Below are 16708 nucleotides of genomic sequence, written 5' to 3' on the forward strand. Positions count from 1 at the left end.
TGGCCTGTGCCGGTTGTGATGCTGACAGGGTTGCTGGCACTGCTGGCGGGCTTGGCTTACACCCTGCATTTGCGGCCGTTGATGACGCAGGCAGCCCAAGTGGCCGATCAATCGCCGCGCGAGGGTGCAGGCAGCGTCGAGCAGGCCGCAGCAGTGCGCAGCCGACTGCAACAAGCCCGCTGGCAATTGTCGGTGGGGAGTGACGAGCCAGCTGTGTTCGAAACCCTGTCCCGCCTGGCCGAGGCCCATGAGGTGGCCATCGAACAGTTGCAGGTACTCGAAGCGTCGTCCGCGGAGCACTACCTTGAACTCCCCCTGCAACTGCGTCTGCGTGGCGCCTTTTCGGCCCTCGCCGCGTTCTTTGCTGACCTGGCCGGGCAATCGCGGCTGGTGACCTTGCATGGCCTTTCGCTCAAGCCGGCCGATGCGGGGCTTATGCACATGGAGCTGCAAGCCCGGTCCTATCGTCAGCACTCGCTGCATGCCTTGGCAGAGGGCCTGCAGCCGTCGCTTCCCGAGCGACGAGCAGTCACTGTGCTGCGCGATCCCTTTGCGCCTTCTGCTCTGCAGCCGCATGCCGATGGGTTGCAGCGCCTGGCGCTGGAGCGGCTAGAGATGGTCGGTAGCCTGGCCAGTCGCGGAGTCCGCTACGCGCTGATTCAGGCCGACGGCCGGGTGCATCGGCTGCAGGTCGGCGACCGGCTGGGCCGTGATCAGGGGCAGGTTGTCGAGGTCGGCGAGCGCCAGGTCGAAGTCATCGAGCAGGTTTTTGTCGCCGGCCAAGGCTGGCAAGCGCGGCGGCGAATACTCGCCCTGCGATGAAGGTGCTGACCAGGGAGGTCATCGATGGGCAAGGGAGGTGTTGTTGCCGCGCTGATAGGGAGCTGCCTGTCTGCCGGTGCGTTTGCGGGGAAGCAGCTGTACGGCGGTGAGCCGCTGTCGTTGAATTTCCAGGATGTCGAGGTACGCACGGTGTTGCAGGTGCTGGCTGACTTTTCTGGGGTCAACCTGGTGGCCAGTGATGCGGTGCAGGGCAAGGTGACTTTGCGTTTGCAGGATGTGCCCTGGGATCACGCGTTGGACCTGGTGCTGCGCAGCAAGGGCCTGGAGCAACGCAAGGACGGTAATGTGCTGTTGGTCGCGCCGCTTGCCGAGCTGGCCGGATCAGTGCCGGCACGGCGCGAGCTGATCCCGATTCACCACGCCAAGGCCACTGATATTGCCGAGCTTTTCCATGCCCTGATGGCCCATGAGGCCGGGGGCACCAGCCACGGCTCGCTGAGTGTCGACGAGCGCACCAACACCCTGGTCGCCAGCCAGCCGCCGGAGCGCCTGGAAGAGCTGCGCAGGCTGATCGGCGAACTGGACGTGCCGGTTCGTCAGGTGATGATCGAAGCACGCATCGTCGAGGCCAATGTCGATTTCGAGAAGAGTCTTGGGGTGCGCTGGGGTGGGGCTGTGCAGGTGGGCAAGGGCTTGAGCCTTGGCAGCGCCGAGACTTTTGTCGACCTCGGTGTCGATCGGGCGGCGGCTAGCATCGGGGTTGGCCTGGTGCGCAATAACGTATTGCTCGATCTGGAACTCAGCGCCATGGAAAAGACCGGCAACGGCGAAGTCATCTCCCAGCCCAAGGTGGTTACCGCCGACAAGGAAACCGCGCGGATCCTCAAGGGCACCGAAGTGCCGTACCAGGAAACCAGCGGCAGCGGTGCCACGTCCGTGACCTTCCGCGAGGCGTCGCTGTCTCTTGAGGTGACCCCGCAGATTACCCCGGACAACCGGGTGATCATGGCGGTCAAGGTGACCAAGGACGAGCCCGACTACCTCAATGCCCTTGATCACGTGCCGGCGATCCGCAAGAACGAGGTCAACGCCAAGGTACGCATCAATGATGGCGAGACCATCGTGATCGGCGGTGTGTACTCGACGGTGCAAAGTAAAGTTGTCGACAAGGTGCCATTTTTCGGCGATGTGCCGTATGTTGGGCGGCTGTTTCGTCGCGATGTTCTACAAGAGAAAAAATCCGAGCTGCTGGTCTTCCTGACTCCGCGTATCATGAGTGACCAGGCGATTGCTGTGAGTCGTTGATTCTGTGCGAAATTTGATACTTGTGGGGCCGATGGGTGCTGGCAAAAGCACCATCGGCCGCCTGCTGGCCAAAGAGCTGCGCCTGCCGTTCAAGGATTCCGACAAGGAAATTGAATTGCGCACCGGCGCCAATATCCCGTGGATCTTCGATAAGGAAGGCGAGCCGGGCTTTCGTGACCGCGAGCAGGCGATGATCGCCGAGCTTTGCGCGTTAGATGGCGTGGTGCTGGCTACCGGTGGTGGCGCGGTGATGCGCGATGCCAACCGCCAGTCCCTGCATGCCGGCGGGCGGGTGGTGTACCTGCACGCCTCGGTCGAGCAGCAGGTCGGGCGCACCTCGCGTGATCGCAACCGGCCGTTGCTGCGCACGGCCAACCCGGAGGCGACCTTGCGCGCGCTGCTGGAGGTTCGCGACCCGCTTTACCGCGAGATTGCCGATCTGGTGGTGGAAACCGACGAACGGCCGCCGCGGATGGTGGTGCAGGATATTCTCGAGCGCTTGCAGAAGTTGCCGCCCCGTTAAGCCAGGACTATCCTCGGCGACCAGTCATGCCGTGACAGGGCACACCGTTATCGCGCGGTTCGAGCCATCGATGCCGCGCCTAGTTCATTGTGGGGACACATGCAGACACTAAAGGTCGAATTGGGCGAACGTAGCTACCCGATCTACATTGGCGAAGGCCTGCTGGATCAGCCTGAACTGCTGGCGCCGCATATCGCTGGCCGGCAGGTCGCCATCGTGTCCAACGAGACTGTCGCGCCCCTCTATCTCGACCGTCTGCGCAAGACCCTGGGTGCCTATTCGGTGCTGCCGGTGGTGTTGCCGGATGGTGAGGCTTACAAGAACTGGGAAACCCTGCAGCTGATCTTCGATGCGCTGCTGACTGCCCGCCACGACCGCCGTACTACCGTGGTCGCGCTTGGCGGCGGGGTGATTGGCGACATGGCCGGCTTTGCTGCTGCCTGCTACCAGCGCGGCGTGGATTTCATCCAGGTGCCGACGACCTTGCTGTCCCAGGTCGATTCGTCGGTGGGTGGCAAGACCGGTATCAACCACCCGCTGGGCAAGAACATGGTCGGTGCCTTCTATCAGCCCAACGCGGTGCTGATCGACACCCGCAGCCTCAATTCCCTGCCACCGCGCGAGCTGTCGGCGGGCCTGGCCGAAGTGATCAAGTACGGCCTGATCTGTGACGAACCGTTTCTTGGCTGGCTCGAAGAGCACATGCAGGCCCTGCGCGGCCTCGACCAGGCGGCGCTGACTGAAGCCATCCGCCGTTCCTGCGCGGCCAAGGCCGCGGTGGTTGGCGCCGATGAACGCGAGTCGGGCGTGCGCGCCACCCTGAACCTGGGCCACACGTTTGGCCACGCCATCGAGACCCACATGGGCTATGGTGTGTGGCTTCACGGTGAGGCCGTCGCTGCTGGCACCGTAATGGCCCTGGAGATGTCCATGCGCCTGGGCTGGATCAGCCAGCAGGAGCGTGACCGTGGTATCCGTCTGTTCCAGGATGCAGGCTTGCCGGTTGTGCCGCCGGCACAGATGTCCCCGGCGCAGTTCATGGAACACATGGCAGTAGATAAAAAGGTACTCGACGGTCGTCTGCGTCTGGTCCTGCTGCGCCGCATGGGCGAAGCGGTGGTCACCGACGACTATCCAAAAGAGATTCTTCAGGCCACGCTGGCCGCGGATTACCGCGCGATCGTGGCCCAGCTTTGAGGTTGATGAGCGTCCGATGACTAGTTTGCATGCCGACGAGGCCTTTCTCGGCCATTACCAGTTGAACCACGACCCCTTCGCTGCACGGGTGCCGGGTTTCAAATTCTTCCCTGCCCAGCGCAAGCCGGTGCTCGGTCAACTGCACCACCTGGCCCGTTACAGCCAGTTGCTGCTGGTGGTCACCGGCCCTCAAGGCAGTGGCAAGACCCTGCTGCGCCAGGCCCTGGTGGCCAGCACCAACAAGCAATCGGTGCAGAGCGTGGTGGTTTCCGCCCGTGGCGCCAGCGATGCCGCCAGCCTGCTCGCCCAGGTTGCCCAGTCGCTGGGCGTGGCCCAGGCTGAAGTTCCGGACATTCTTGCCCAGGTGGTGCAACTGGCACTGACCGGGCAGGAAGTCTATCTGCTGGTGGACGATGCGGAACAACTTGGCGAGTCGGCACTCCAAGCCTTGCTGGAGTTGGCGGCGGGCACTCCGGAAGGGCGTCCGCATGTCTTCCTGTTTGGCGAGCCGTCACTGATCGCCGGGCTGGAAGAGCTCAATGCCGAGCAAGAGCGGTTTCACGTCATCGAGCTTGAGCCCTACAGCGAAGAAGAAACCCGTGAATACCTCGAGCAGCGCCTGGAAGGTGCCGGGCGGGGCATCGAGGTGTTCAGCAGTGAGCAGATCGTTGATATTCACCAAAACTCTGACGGCTGGCCTGGGGCAATCAACCAGGTCGCCCGCGATACCTTGATCGAAGCCATGATCGCCAGCCGCACAACGGCGAAGCGACCATCAATGGGGTTCAATATGCCGAAGAAACATGTGCTGGCGTTGTCTGCAGTCGTTGTGGTCGCCGTTGCGGCCGCCGTGCTGATGCCGAAGAAGGGTGACCAGGCGCCTACTGCCCCTGCCGAGCAGGCGCAACTGCCACTGGGCGAAGGTCAGCCAGGCAATGCCCAGTCGAACAATGGCGGCCCGGCGATCGAATTCGCCGGCAACTCGCAGCCGATGCCCCTGCCGCTGGTAGGCCAGTCGCAACCGGTCATGCGTGGCCCGCTGGCCGAGTCCACCGGCATGGGTGAAGGCGAAGAATCCACGCCGGCTGGCGAAACCGCTCTGCAACCGCCGACCGTCACCACGATTGCACCGCCAGCGGGTGTCGCCGCTGGCCCGGCGCCAACGCCAGCACAGCCTGTTGCTGCGGCACAGCCGGTTGCACCTGTGCAGCAGCCGGTAGCGCCAGTTGCCAGCAAGCCGGTTGCACCGGTGGCCAAGCCTGCGCCGACCCAGGTTGCAACCGCCAAGCCTGCGCCTAAACCTGCAGAGAAGCCGGCGGCCAAGCCTGCGGCCGGTGGTAGCTGGTATGCCGGGCAGAAGCCGGGCAATTATGTCGTGCAAATCCTCGGTACCAGCTCCGAAGCGTCGGCCCAGGCCTTCGTCAAGGCTCAAGGTGGCGACTATCGCTACTTCAAGAAAACCCTGCAGGGCAAGCCACTGTACGTCATCACTTACGGCAACTTTGCCAGCCGTGATGCCGCTCTGGCTGCAATCAAGGCCTTGCCAGCCAAGGTCCAGGCTGGTAAACCTTGGCCACGTACCGTCGCCAGCGTCCAACAAGAACTGGCCTCGACCCGCTGATATAGCCTGGTGGCACTACCCCCGCCACCTGCTGAGCGACTCCTGAACATCGGTCAAGCCTGCTGCGTACTGCGCGGCAGGCTTTTCTGTCCCAGACTGCCGGCCACAAGCCCATCTTGCAGTCCAGGCTGAAACGCTTCAGACTCAAGCCATGCCGTTACCACGGCGCACGCTTAAAAACATTCAAAAACGCGACATGGATTTACGGCAATTCGTCGTAAATTTGTGGGCTTCCCTGTCGCTGTGCAACAATGGCTCCCCTATTGCCCCCGCAAAGCTGGCATTCGTTCGGCGTGGATGGTAAGTGGTTGTACTAAAAAAAGATTTGCCTTGGTGAGAGGCGAACCTGGTGAGAAAGTGTCTATGAAAACAGGTCTGTACCATCCCGAAGAATTCAAGGATAACTGTGGTTTCGGCCTGATCGCCCATATGACGGGCGAACCCAGCCACCACCTTTTGCAAACGGCCATCCAGGCCCTGACCTGCATGACCCACCGCGGTGGGATCAACGCCGACGGCAAGACCGGCGACGGTTGCGGTCTGCTCATGCAGAAGCCCGATCAGTTCCTGCGCGCCGTGGCCCGCGAACAGTTCGGCAATGAGCTGCCCAAGCAGTACGCGGTCGGCATGGTGTTCTTCAATCAGGACAACGCCAAGGCTGAAGCCGCGCGCGCCAACATGAACCGCGAGATCCTCGCGGCGGGCCTGCAACTGGTGGGCTGGCGCAAAGTGCCGATCGACACCAGCGTCCTCGGCCGCCTGGCCCTGGAGCGCCTGCCGCAGATCGAGCAGGTGTTCGTTGGCGGTGAAGGTCTGAGCGATCAGGAATTCGCCATCAAGCTGTTCAGTTCCCGTCGTCGCTCTTCGGTGGCCAATGCCGCCGACACCGACCACTACATCTGCAGCTTTTCGCACAAGACCATCATCTACAAAGGCCTGATGATGCCGGCGGACCTCGCCGCCTTCTATCCGGACCTGAGCGACGAGCGCCTGCAAACCGCGATCTGCGTGTTCCACCAGCGCTTCTCGACCAACACCTTGCCGAAATGGCCGCTGGCGCAGCCGTTCCGCTTCCTCGCCCATAACGGCGAAATCAATACCATCACCGGTAACCGCAACTGGGCCCAGGCGCGTCGCACCAAGTTCGCCAACGACCTGATCCCCGACCTCGAAGAGCTCGGCCCGCTGGTCAACCGTGTCGGTTCCGACTCCTCGAGCATGGACAACATGCTCGAACTGATGGTCACTGGCGGCATCGACCTGTTCCGTGGCGTGCGCATGATCATTCCGCCGGCGTGGCAGAACGTCGAGACCATGGACGCCGACCTGCGCGCCTTCTACGAATACAACTCCATGCACATGGAAGCGTGGGACGGCCCGGCCGGTGTGGTACTGACCGAAGGCCGCCACGCGGTGTGCCTGCTCGACCGCAACGGCCTGCGCCCGGCGCGCTGGGTCACCACCAAGAACGGCTACATCACCCTGGCGTCGGAAATCGGCGTGTGGGACTACAAGCCCGAAGACGTGATCGCCAAGGGCCGTGTCGGCCCGGGGCAGATCTTTGCCGTGGACACCGAAACCGGGCAGATCCTCGACACCGATGCCATCGACAACCGCCTGAAGTCGCGCCACCCGTACAAGCGCTGGCTGCGTCAGAATGCCCTGCGCATCCAGGCTGACCTCAGCGACGACCAGGGCGTGGCCAGCTACGACGCTGACCAGCTCAAGCAATACATGAAGATGTTCCAGGTCACCTTCGAAGAGCGCGACCAGGTGCTGCGTCCGCTCGGCGAACAAGGCCAGGAAGCGGTCGGTTCGATGGGCGACGACACGCCGATGGCGATCCTTTCGCAGCGCGTGCGTTCGACCTACGACTACTTCCGCCAGCAGTTCGCCCAGGTCACCAACCCGCCGATCGACCCGCTGCGTGAAGCGATCGTCATGTCGCTGGAGATCTGCCTGGGTGCCGAGCGCAACATCTTCCAGGAATCCCCCGAGCACGCCTCGCGGGTGATCCTCAGCTCGCCAGTGATCTCGCCGGCCAAATGGCGTTCGCTGATGAACCTCGACCGTCCCGGTTTCGAGCGTCAGCTTATCGACCTCAACTACGCAGAAGGCCTTGGCCTGGAAGCAGCGGTGCGCAACATCGCCGACCAGGCCGAAGAAGCCGTGCGCAGCGGCAAGACCCAGCTGGTGCTGAGCGACCGCCATATCGCCCCGGGCAAGCTGCCGGTACATGCCTCGCTGGCCGTGGGTGCCGTGCACCACCGCCTGACCGAGCTGGGCCTGCGTTGCGACAGCAACATCCTGGTTGAAACCGCCACCGCCCGCGACCCGCATCACTTCGCCGTGCTGATCGGTTTCGGTGCTTCGGCCGTCTATCCGTACCTGGCCTATGAAGTGCTGGCCGACCTGATCCGCACCGGCGAAGTGCTCGGTGACCTGGACGAAGTGTTCAAGTACTACCGCAAGGGCATCTCCAAGGGCCTGTTGAAGATCCTCTCGAAGATGGGTATTTCGACTGTCGGTTCCTACCGTGGTGCGCAGTTGTTCGAAGCCGTCGGCCTCTCGGAAGAAGTGGTGAACCTGAGCTTCCGTGGCGTTGCCAGCCGCCTGAAAGGCGCCCGTTTCGTCGACATCGAGAACGAGCAGAAGCTGCTCGCCGCCGAAGCGTGGAGCGCGCGCAAGCCGATCCAGCAGGGTGGCCTGCTGAAGTTCGTCCACGGTGGCGAATACCACGCCTACAACCCGGACGTGGTCAACACCCTGCAGGCCGCCGTGCAGCAGGGCGACTACAGCAAGTTCAAGGAATACACCGCGCTGGTCGACACGCGTCCGGTGTCGATGATTCGCGACCTGCTCAAGGTGAAAACCCTGGAGCAGCCGCTGGAGCTGAGCGAGATCGAACCGCTGGAAGCGATTCTCAAGCGCTTCGACTCCGCCGGTATCTCCCTTGGCGCGCTGTCGCCGGAGGCTCACGAAGCCCTGGCCGAGGCGATGAACCGCCTGGGTGCGCGCTCGAACTCCGGTGAGGGCGGCGAAGACCCGGCCCGCTACGGCACCATCAAGAGCTCGAAGATCAAGCAGGTGGCCACCGGCCGCTTTGGCGTAACCCCCGAGTACCTGGTCAACGCCGAAGTGCTGCAGATCAAGGTGGCCCAGGGCGCCAAGCCGGGTGAGGGCGGGCAACTGCCTGGCGGCAAGGTCAACGGCCTGATCGCCCGGTTGCGCTACTCCGTGCCTGGCGTGACCCTGATCTCGCCACCGCCGCACCATGACATCTACTCGATCGAGGACCTCTCGCAGCTGATCTTCGACCTCAAGCAGGTCAACCCGCAGGCGCTGGTTTCGGTCAAGCTGGTGGCAGAAGCGGGTGTTGGCACCATCGCCGCCGGCGTGGCCAAGGCCTATGCCGACCTGATCACCATCTCCGGCTACGACGGCGGTACCGGCGCTTCGCCGCTGACCTCGATCAAGTACGCTGGTGCGCCGTGGGAGCTTGGCCTGGCCGAAACCCACCAGACCCTGCGCGGCAACGACCTGCGCGGCAAGGTCCGGGTGCAGACCGACGGCGGCCTGAAAACCGGCCTGGACGTGATCAAGGCGGCGATCCTTGGCGCCGAAAGCTTCGGCTTCGGTACCGCACCGATGATCGCCCTGGGCTGCAAGTACCTGCGTATCTGTCACCTGAACAACTGCGCCACCGGCGTCGCCACCCAGAACGACAAGCTGCGCAAGGATCACTACATCGGCACCGTCGACATGGTGGTGAACTTCTTCACCTACGTCGCCGAAGAAACCCGTGAGTGGCTGGCCAAGCTGGGCGTGCGCAGCCTCGGCGAGCTGATCGGGCGTACCGACCTGCTGGAAATGCTCCCCGGCGAAACCGAGAAGCAGAAGCACCTGGACCTCAGCCCGCTGCTGGGCAGCGAGCACGTGCCGGCCGACAAGCCGCAGTTCTGCGAAGTCGACCGCAACCCGCCGTTCGACAAGGGCGTGCTGGCCGAGAAGATGGTCGATATGGCCCTGCCGGCCATCCGCGACCTGTCGGGCGCCGAGTTCGCCCTGGACATCTGCAACTGCGACCGCTCCATCGGCGCGCGGATTTCCGGCGAAATCGCCCGCCTGCACGGCAACCAGGGCATGGCCAAGGCACCGATCACCTTCCGCTTCAAGGGCACTGCCGGGCAGAGCTTCGGCGTATGGAACGCCGGTGGCCTGAACATGTACCTCGAAGGCGATGCCAACGACTACGTCGGTAAAGGCATGACCGGTGGCAAGCTGGTGATCGTACCGCCTGCGGGCAGCCCGTTCGCTACCCAGCACAGCGCCATCATCGGCAACACCTGCCTGTACGGCGCCACCGGCGGCAAGCTGTTCGCCGCCGGTACCGCGGGCGAGCGCTTTGCCGTGCGCAACTCCGGTGCCCACGCGATTGTCGAGGGCACAGGCGATCACTGCTGTGAGTACATGACCGGTGGCTTTGTCTGCGTTCTGGGCAAGACCGGTTACAACTTCGGCTCGGGCATGACCGGTGGTTTTGCCTACGTGCTGGACATGGACAACAGCTTCGTCGACAAGCTCAACCACGAACTGGTCGAGATCCAGCGCATCAGCGGCGAGGCCATGGAGGCTTATCGCAGCCACCTGCAGCGCGTGCTGGCTGAATACGTCGAAGAAACCAACAGCGAATGGGGTCGTGAGCTCTGGGAAAACCTGGACGACTACGTGCGGCGCTTCTGGCTGGTCAAGCCGAAGGCGGCCAACCTGAAGAACCTGCTGTCCAGCACCCGTGCCAACCCGCAGTGATATGCGCCTGAAGAGTTTGATGAGGTTTTGAACATGGCTGAACGTCTGAGTAATGACTTCCAGTTCATCGAGGTCGGGCGCAAGGATCCGAAGAAGAAACTGTTGCGTCAACGCAAGAAAGAGTTCGTGGAAATCTACGAGCCCTTCAAACCCCAGCAGTCGGCCGAACAGGCCCACCGCTGCCTGGGCTGTGGCAACCCGTACTGCGAGTGGAAGTGCCCGGTGCACAACTTCATCCCCAACTGGTTGAAGCTGGTCGCCGAAGGCAACATCCTCGCCGCCGCGGAGCTGTCGCACCAGACCAACACCCTGCCGGAAGTCTGCGGCCGGGTGTGCCCGCAGGACCGCCTGTGCGAGGGTGCCTGCACCCTCAACGACGGCTTTGGCGCGGTGACCATCGGCTCGGTGGAGAAGTACATCACCGACACCGCTTTCGCCATGGGCTGGCGCCCGGACATGTCCAAGGTCAAGCCGACCGGCAAGCGCGTTGCCATCATCGGCGCCGGTCCGGCCGGCCTGGGTTGCGCCGACGTGCTGGTGCGCGGCGGGGTGACTCCGGTGGTGTTCGACCGCAACCCGGAAATCGGCGGCTTGCTGACCTTCGGCATCCCCGAGTTCAAGCTGGAAAAGACCGTGCTGAGCAATCGCCGCGAAGTCTTCACCGGCATGGGCATCGAGTTCCGCCTCAACACCGAGGTGGGCAAGGATGTCAGCATGGAGCAGCTGCTCGAGGAATACGATGCCGTGTTCATGGGCATGGGCACCTACACCTACATGAAGGGCGGCTTCCCCGGTGAAGACCTGCCCGGCGTGCACGATGCCCTGGATTTTCTGGTGGCCAACGTCAACCGCAACCTGGGCTTTGAAAAGTCGCCGGAAGATTTCGTCGACATGAAGGGCAAGAAGGTCGTGGTACTCGGTGGCGGCGACACGGCGATGGACTGCAACCGCACCTCCATCCGCCAGGGCGCCAAGGCCGTGACCTGTGCCTACCGTCGGGACGAGGCGAACATGCCCGGCTCGCGCAAAGAGGTGAAGAACGCCAAGGAAGAAGGCGTGAAGTTCCTCTACAACCGCCAGCCGATTGCGATTGTCGGTGAAGACAAGGTCGAAGGCGTGAAGGTGGTCGAGACCCGTCTCGGTGAGCCGGACGCCCGTGGCCGCCGCAGCCCCGAGCCGATCCCGGGCTCCGAAGAGATCATCCCGGCCGATGCCGTGGTCATCGCCTTCGGCTTCCGCCCGAGCCCGGCGCCGTGGTTCGAGCAGTTCAGCATCCAGACCGACAGCCAGGGCCGCGTGGTGGCACCGGAGAAGAACACCTACAAGCACCAGACCAGCAACCCGAAGATCTTCGCCGGTGGCGACATGGTCCGCGGTTCCGACCTGGTGGTGACGGCGATCTTCGAGGGGCGCAATGCCGCCGAGGGGATTCTGGATTACCTGGAGGTCTGATCGGGCCTCATCGCTGGCAAGCCAGCTCCCACAAAGTCACCGCGTACACTGTGGGAGCTGGCTTGCCAGCGATGCTTTTAAGGAAATCTATTGACCTGTCACAAGTCGATAGACAAAAGGCACGGTTGATACCGTGCCTTTTACGTTGGGCTCTGAGAAAATGCCCCCACTTTTTTTCCGGATGCCGACATGACTGCCTTGAAGAACGATCGTTTTCTGCGCGCCCTGCTCAAGCAACCCGTAGACGTCACCCCGGTGTGGATGATGCGCCAGGCCGGCCGCTACCTGCCGGAGTACCGCGCCAGCCGCGCCAAGGCCGGCGACTTCATGAGCCTGTGCATGAACCCGCAGTTTGCCTGCGAGGTCACCCTGCAACCGCTGGACCGCTACCCGCTGGACGCCGCGATCCTGTTCTCGGACATCCTCACCATCCCTGACGCCATGGGCCAGGGCCTGTACTTCGAAACCGGCGAAGGCCCACGTTTCAAGAAGGTCATCAGCACCCTGGCCGACATCGAAGCGCTGCCGATCCCTGATCCGCAGAAGGACCTGGGCTACGTCATGGACGCGGTCAGCACCATCCGCCGCGAGCTCAATGGCCGCGTGCCGCTGATCGGCTTCTCCGGCAGCCCCTGGACCCTGGCCACCTACATGGTCGAAGGCGGCTCGTCGAAAGACTTCCGCAAGACCAAGGCCATGCTCTACGACAATCCGCAGGCCATGCACCTGCTGCTCGACAAGCTCGCGCAGTCGGTCATCAGCTACCTCAACGGGCAGATCCTCGCCGGCGCGCAAGCGGTGCAGATCTTCGATACCTGGGGTGGCAACCTGTCGGCAGCGGCCTACCAGGAGTTCTCCCTGGCCTACATGCGCAAGATCGTCAGCGGCCTGATCCGCGAGCACGAAGGGCGCAAGGTGCCGGTGATCCTCTTCACCAAGAACGGCGGCCTGTGGCTGGAAAGCATCGCCGATGCCGGCGCTGATGCCCTGGGCCTGGACTGGACCTGCGACATCGGCGAAGCCCGTCAGCGCGTCGGTGGCAAGGTCGCCCTGCAGGGCAACATGGACCCGACCGTGCTGTACGCCAAGCCGGAGGCCATTCGTGCCGAAGTCGGGCGCATCCTCGCCAGCTACGGCCATGGCACCGGTCATGTGTTCAACCTCGGTCACGGCATCACCCCGGAGGTTGATCCGGAGCACGCCGGCGCGTTCATCAACGCCGTGCACGAGCTGTCGGCGCAGTACCACTAAGTAGGAGCGGGCTTGCCCCGCGATTGCGACCTGGCTGAACCAGCGCGATCGCGGGGCAAGCCCGCTCCCACTGCCATTAAGGTTCAATTCAGCCTGCCTGGGTAATCTGGCTCCATCGAAACCCAGACAGGATCTTCACCATGAAAGCTCGTTACCTCGCTCTGCTGCTTGCCCCGCTGTTCAGCACCGCTGCCCTGGCTGCCGGCTACACCGGCCCTGGCGCCCAGTCGGTGACCACGGTTGCCGCCGCTAACGACGCCGCTGACGACACCCCGGTGGTGCTGCAAGGCTACGTCATCAAGAAAGTGAACAACGATGACAAGTACGAGTTCAAGGACACCACCGGCACCATCACCGTCGAGATCGATGACGAAGACCTGCCGCCGGTGGCCTTCAACGACAAGACCAAGGTCAAGCTGACCGGTGAAGTCGAGAAGCACCTGATGAGCCGTGAAGTGGATGTTGATCTGGTTGAAGTGATTAACTAAAGAATGCATCGCGGGGCAAGCCCGCTCCTACACTGAACCTGTGGGAGCGGGCTTGCCCCGCGATTTGCATTTCAGGCCTTGGCCGGCAACCGGCTCAAGTGCACCGCCACCAGCAAGGCCACCACCAGCAAGCTGCCAATGAACAGCCCGATGCCGTTCCACCCCGCCTGATGCCAGAACACCCCGCCCGCTGTCCCCGCCACACTCGACCCCGCGTAGTAACTGAACAGGTACAACGACGACGCCTGGCCCTTGGCCTTGGTCGCCCGTCGGCCGATCCAGCTGCTGGCCACCGAGTGCGCGCCGAAAAAGCCGAAGGTAAACACCAGCATGCCAACGATGATCAGCAGCAAGGGGCTGAGCAGGGTCATCAGCAAGCCGCTGAACATCAGCAAAATGGTGGCCCAGAACACCTTGCGCCGGCCCAGCTTGTCGGCCAGCGCGCCGATCTGTGCCGAGCTGTAGATCCCCGACAGGTACACCACCGACAACAGCCCGACCAGCGCCTGGCTCATGTGATAGGGCTCGGCCAGCAGGCGATAGCCGATGTAGTTGAACAGGGTGACGAAAGCGCCCATCAGCAGGAAGGCTTCGAGGAACAGCCACGGCAGGCCGGCATCGCGAAAGTGCAGGGTGAAGCCATCAAGCAGGCTGCGCGGGTGCAGCGAGCGCGGGCGGAAGTTGCGCGATTCCGGGAGGATCTTCCAGAACACCGCCGCCGCAACCAGCGCCAGGCCGCCGATGACCAGCATCGCCGTGTGCCAGCTGACGAAGTCGATCAGCACGCCGGTGATCAAGCGCCCGCTCATGCCGCCAATGGCATTGCCACCGATGTACAGGCCCATGGCCAGGCCGATGTGCTGGGGGTGGATCTCTTCGCTGAGGTAAGTCATGGCCACCGCCGCCAGGCCGCTCAGCGACAGCCCGAGCAAGGCGCGGGTCAGCAGTACGCCGTGCCAGCTGGGCATCAGGGCGCTGACGATGGTGCACAGCGCTGCGCAAAACAAGGCGAAAACCATCACCGGCTTGCGTCCGATGCGGTCGGAAATCGGCCCGGTGATCAGCAGCCCGAATGCCAGCATACCGGTGGATACCGAGAGGATCAGGCTGCTTTGCGCGGCGCTGATCGAGAACTCCTGGGACAGCAGCGGCATCATCGGCTGCACGCAGTACAGCAGGGCAAAGGTGGCAAAACCGCCGCAGAACAGCGCCAGCACGGTACCTAAAAAGGCCGGGGTGCCTTTTTCGATCCAGCTTTCGTTGAAGGTGGCGACGATTTCGTCCAGGGGAGCAGGGGGGAGTTCGTGGGCGTGTGGCGCAACAGCAGTTTTCACGGGTGACCTCGGGGGCGCTACGGCCTGTCAGGCAGTGAAAAAAGCATATAGCTGGCTAATGATCATTTCCAATATATTGTTCGACCTGTTTAAGAGGTTTTACGACCTATTGGAGCTGCCATGGAATTGCGTCACCTGCGCTACTTCATCGCCGTCGCCGAAGAGCTGCATTTTGGCCGGGCGGCGCAGAACCTGGGGATCTCCCAACCGCCGTTGAGCCAGCAGATCCAGGCCCTGGAACAGGAGCTGGGGGCACGCTTGTTCGAGCGTACCAATCGTCGGGTCGAGCTCAGCGAGGCCGGGCGCCTGTTCCTCGAAGAGGCACGGCTGGTGCTGGCGCAAGTCGACAAGGCTGCCGATGTCGCCCGACGTGCGCAACTGGGTGAGCTGGGCGAGATGAAGATCGGCTTCACCTCATCGGCGCCGTTCAATTCGAGCATCCCCAAGGCCATTCACGCCTTTCGCCAACGCTTCCCGGCGGTGCACCTGAACCTCAAGGAGATGAGCAGCCGCGACGTGGCCGATGCCTTGCTCGACGAGTCGATCGAAGTCGGCCTGATGCGGCCGCTGGCGTTGCCCGAGAGCCTGAATGCTGTCGAGCTGTTTCGCGAACCACTGGTGGCAGTGATCAATGCCGCTCACCCGTTGGCGCAAAGTAGCGAAGCCGGGGTGCGCATGGCGGCCCTGGCTCACGAGCCGTTCGTGTTCTTTCCGCGCAGCTATGGCAGCGGCTTGCACGCGCAGTTGCTGAGCCTGGCGCGTCAGGCCGGGTTCAGTCCGCATTTTGCCCAGGAGGCGGGGGAGGCGATGACCATCATCGGTCTGGTGGCGGCGGGGCTGGGGGTATCGGTGTTGCCGGCCTCGTTCCAGCGCATGCGTATCGACGGGGTGGTGTACCGGACCTTGCTCGACGACGACGCGGTGACGGCCGTGTGGCTTGTGCAGCGCCGCGATGCGCCGTCAGCGATGGCCAGGGCCTTTGCCGAGCTGTTGACCCGGCAGGCCCTGGAACGCAGCTGAGTTACTGGACCTTGGCCAGGTCGCCCTTCAGCGCAACGCCAGCCATGACCGCACCGGCATGGCATTCGTAGGTGGTGGCATCCTTGCGCTCGTTGCGCTTGTAGTAGCTGCTGATGTTGGTCACGGCGTTGGCGCCAACCTTGCGCGCGGCGTCCTGCATGGTCAGCAGCGCCGATTGCAGGGCCCATTCACAGGCCGCTTCGTCAGTCTTGTTGAAGGCGTTGGTCTTCTTGTTGGTGACCGCCGCCGGGCTGACCACGGTGACCTTGCCCTTGGGCTGCACGCCGGCCAGGTAGAACTTCACCGAACCGTCGAGCTTGTTCTCGGCGGTCATCTGCGCCACGACTTTCTCGAACGGCAGGTAGTGGGTGGTGTCACGGGCCTGGCTGAGGCCGGGCAGGGCGCAGAGCAGCAGAGTGGCGGTGGCGGTCCAGGTTTTCAGGCGCATCGGGTCGTTCCTTGATTATTTAACAGTGTTCGAATGCTGTTCGTTGATGGCGCGTTGCATGATGTTTTGCGCTTCCATCCTGTTCAGCTCTTGCAGGATGCTTTTGTCGAGGTTGTTCACCCAACGGTTGTAGTTGCGGTGAATCTTGCCGTTGTTGTAGCCCAGCTCGCGGCTGTCGCGGTAATTGATGCGAAAGTTGCTGACGCTGTAGCGGATGTCGACGGCGGCGTAGAAGGTGTTGCGCACCAGGATGTCGGCCTGGATCAGGTTCGGGCTGATCTTGCGGGCGGTCCAGCCACGCTCGGCCACGGCCTTGAGGATGGCCTGCTGTACCTGCTCCTGGCTGTAGTTGTGGCCAACCACCAGTTGCTCTTGCGGGGTCAGTACCGGTTTCGAGGTACAGCCAGCGAGGCCCGCCAGGGCCAGGCCGAGGACAGCGGCGCGAATCAATGAAGACATTCCTTTCTCTCCAGCAGG

At 63.1% G+C, this 16708-nt stretch carries 13 protein-coding genes; 10 read left to right on the forward strand and 3 right to left on the reverse strand.

The features are described from left to right. The first annotated feature begins 18 nt into the window (after window positions 1-18). From JV241A_RS00835 to JV241A_RS00875, 9 genes are all read left to right on the forward strand, one after another. A complete protein-coding gene (locus tag JV241A_RS00835; protein ID WP_134061204.1) occupies window positions 19-822 on the forward strand; it encodes a pilus assembly protein PilP in 804 nt (267 codons plus the stop codon). A 24-nt stretch (window positions 823-846) separates the two neighbouring features. Continuing rightward, complete coding sequence (locus JV241A_RS00840; protein WP_134061205.1) at window positions 847-2088, forward strand: type IV pilus secretin PilQ family protein; 1242 nt, start codon at window positions 847-849, stop codon at window positions 2086-2088. 4 nt (window positions 2089-2092) lie between these two features. Beyond that, on the forward strand, window positions 2093-2611 hold the full coding sequence (gene aroK / locus JV241A_RS00845) for a shikimate kinase AroK (RefSeq protein ID WP_115089385.1): 519 nt from the start codon (window positions 2093-2095) through the stop codon (window positions 2609-2611). A gap of 99 nt (window positions 2612-2710) precedes the next feature. Continuing rightward, on the forward strand, window positions 2711-3808 hold the full coding sequence (aroB, locus tag JV241A_RS00850; RefSeq protein ID WP_115089383.1) for a 3-dehydroquinate synthase: 1098 nt from the start codon (window positions 2711-2713) through the stop codon (window positions 3806-3808). Window positions 3809-3824: 16 nt separating this feature from the next. Beyond that, window positions 3825-5429 (forward strand): AAA family ATPase, encoded by a 1605-nt coding sequence (locus JV241A_RS00855; protein ID WP_115089380.1) that lies wholly within the window; start codon window positions 3825-3827, stop codon window positions 5427-5429. A 363-nt stretch (window positions 5430-5792) separates the two neighbouring features. After that, on the forward strand, window positions 5793-10238 hold the full coding sequence (gene gltB, locus JV241A_RS00860) for a glutamate synthase large subunit (protein ID WP_134061206.1): 4446 nt from the start codon (window positions 5793-5795) through the stop codon (window positions 10236-10238). Window positions 10239-10271: 33 nt separating this feature from the next. After that, window positions 10272-11690: an FAD-dependent oxidoreductase gene (locus JV241A_RS00865; RefSeq protein ID WP_010222236.1), complete on the forward strand. Its 1419-nt coding sequence runs from the start codon at window positions 10272-10274 to the stop codon at window positions 11688-11690. Window positions 11691-11879: 189 nt separating this feature from the next. Further along, window positions 11880-12941, forward strand: coding sequence for a uroporphyrinogen decarboxylase (hemE, locus tag JV241A_RS00870; protein WP_134061207.1), 1062 nt, complete (start codon window positions 11880-11882; stop codon window positions 12939-12941). 140 nt (window positions 12942-13081) lie between these two features. Next, window positions 13082-13429, forward strand: a complete 348-nt coding sequence (locus JV241A_RS00875; RefSeq protein WP_115089377.1) for a NirD/YgiW/YdeI family stress tolerance protein — start codon at window positions 13082-13084, stop codon at window positions 13427-13429. A gap of 71 nt (window positions 13430-13500) precedes the next feature. Here the strand turns inward: JV241A_RS00875 and JV241A_RS00880 are convergent, their stop codons facing one another. Then, window positions 13501-14763, reverse strand: a complete 1263-nt coding sequence (locus tag JV241A_RS00880; protein WP_134061208.1) for an MFS transporter — start codon at window positions 14761-14763, stop codon at window positions 13501-13503. A gap of 120 nt (window positions 14764-14883) precedes the next feature. Here JV241A_RS00880 and JV241A_RS00885 point away from each other — a divergent pair, with 120 nt between their 5' ends. Further along, window positions 14884-15783, forward strand: a complete 900-nt coding sequence (locus JV241A_RS00885) for a LysR family transcriptional regulator (protein ID WP_115089373.1) — start codon at window positions 14884-14886, stop codon at window positions 15781-15783. A gap of 1 nt (window position 15784) precedes the next feature. Here the strand turns inward: JV241A_RS00885 and JV241A_RS00890 are convergent, their stop codons facing one another. Continuing rightward, window positions 15785-16231: an excinuclease gene (locus JV241A_RS00890; RefSeq protein WP_115089371.1), complete on the reverse strand. Its 447-nt coding sequence runs from the start codon at window positions 16229-16231 to the stop codon at window positions 15785-15787. A gap of 15 nt (window positions 16232-16246) precedes the next feature. Further along, the gene (locus JV241A_RS00895) at window positions 16247-16690 is read right to left on the reverse strand and encodes a hypothetical protein (RefSeq protein ID WP_115089369.1); all 444 of its coding nucleotides are present in this window, start codon (window positions 16688-16690) and stop codon (window positions 16247-16249) included. Window positions 16691-16708: the final 18 nt, after the last annotated feature.

Source organism: Pseudomonas sp. JV241A, assembly GCF_900275665.1.
In the GTDB taxonomy this organism is placed as follows: Bacteria; Pseudomonadota; Gammaproteobacteria; order Pseudomonadales; family Pseudomonadaceae; genus Aquipseudomonas; species Aquipseudomonas wadenswilerensis.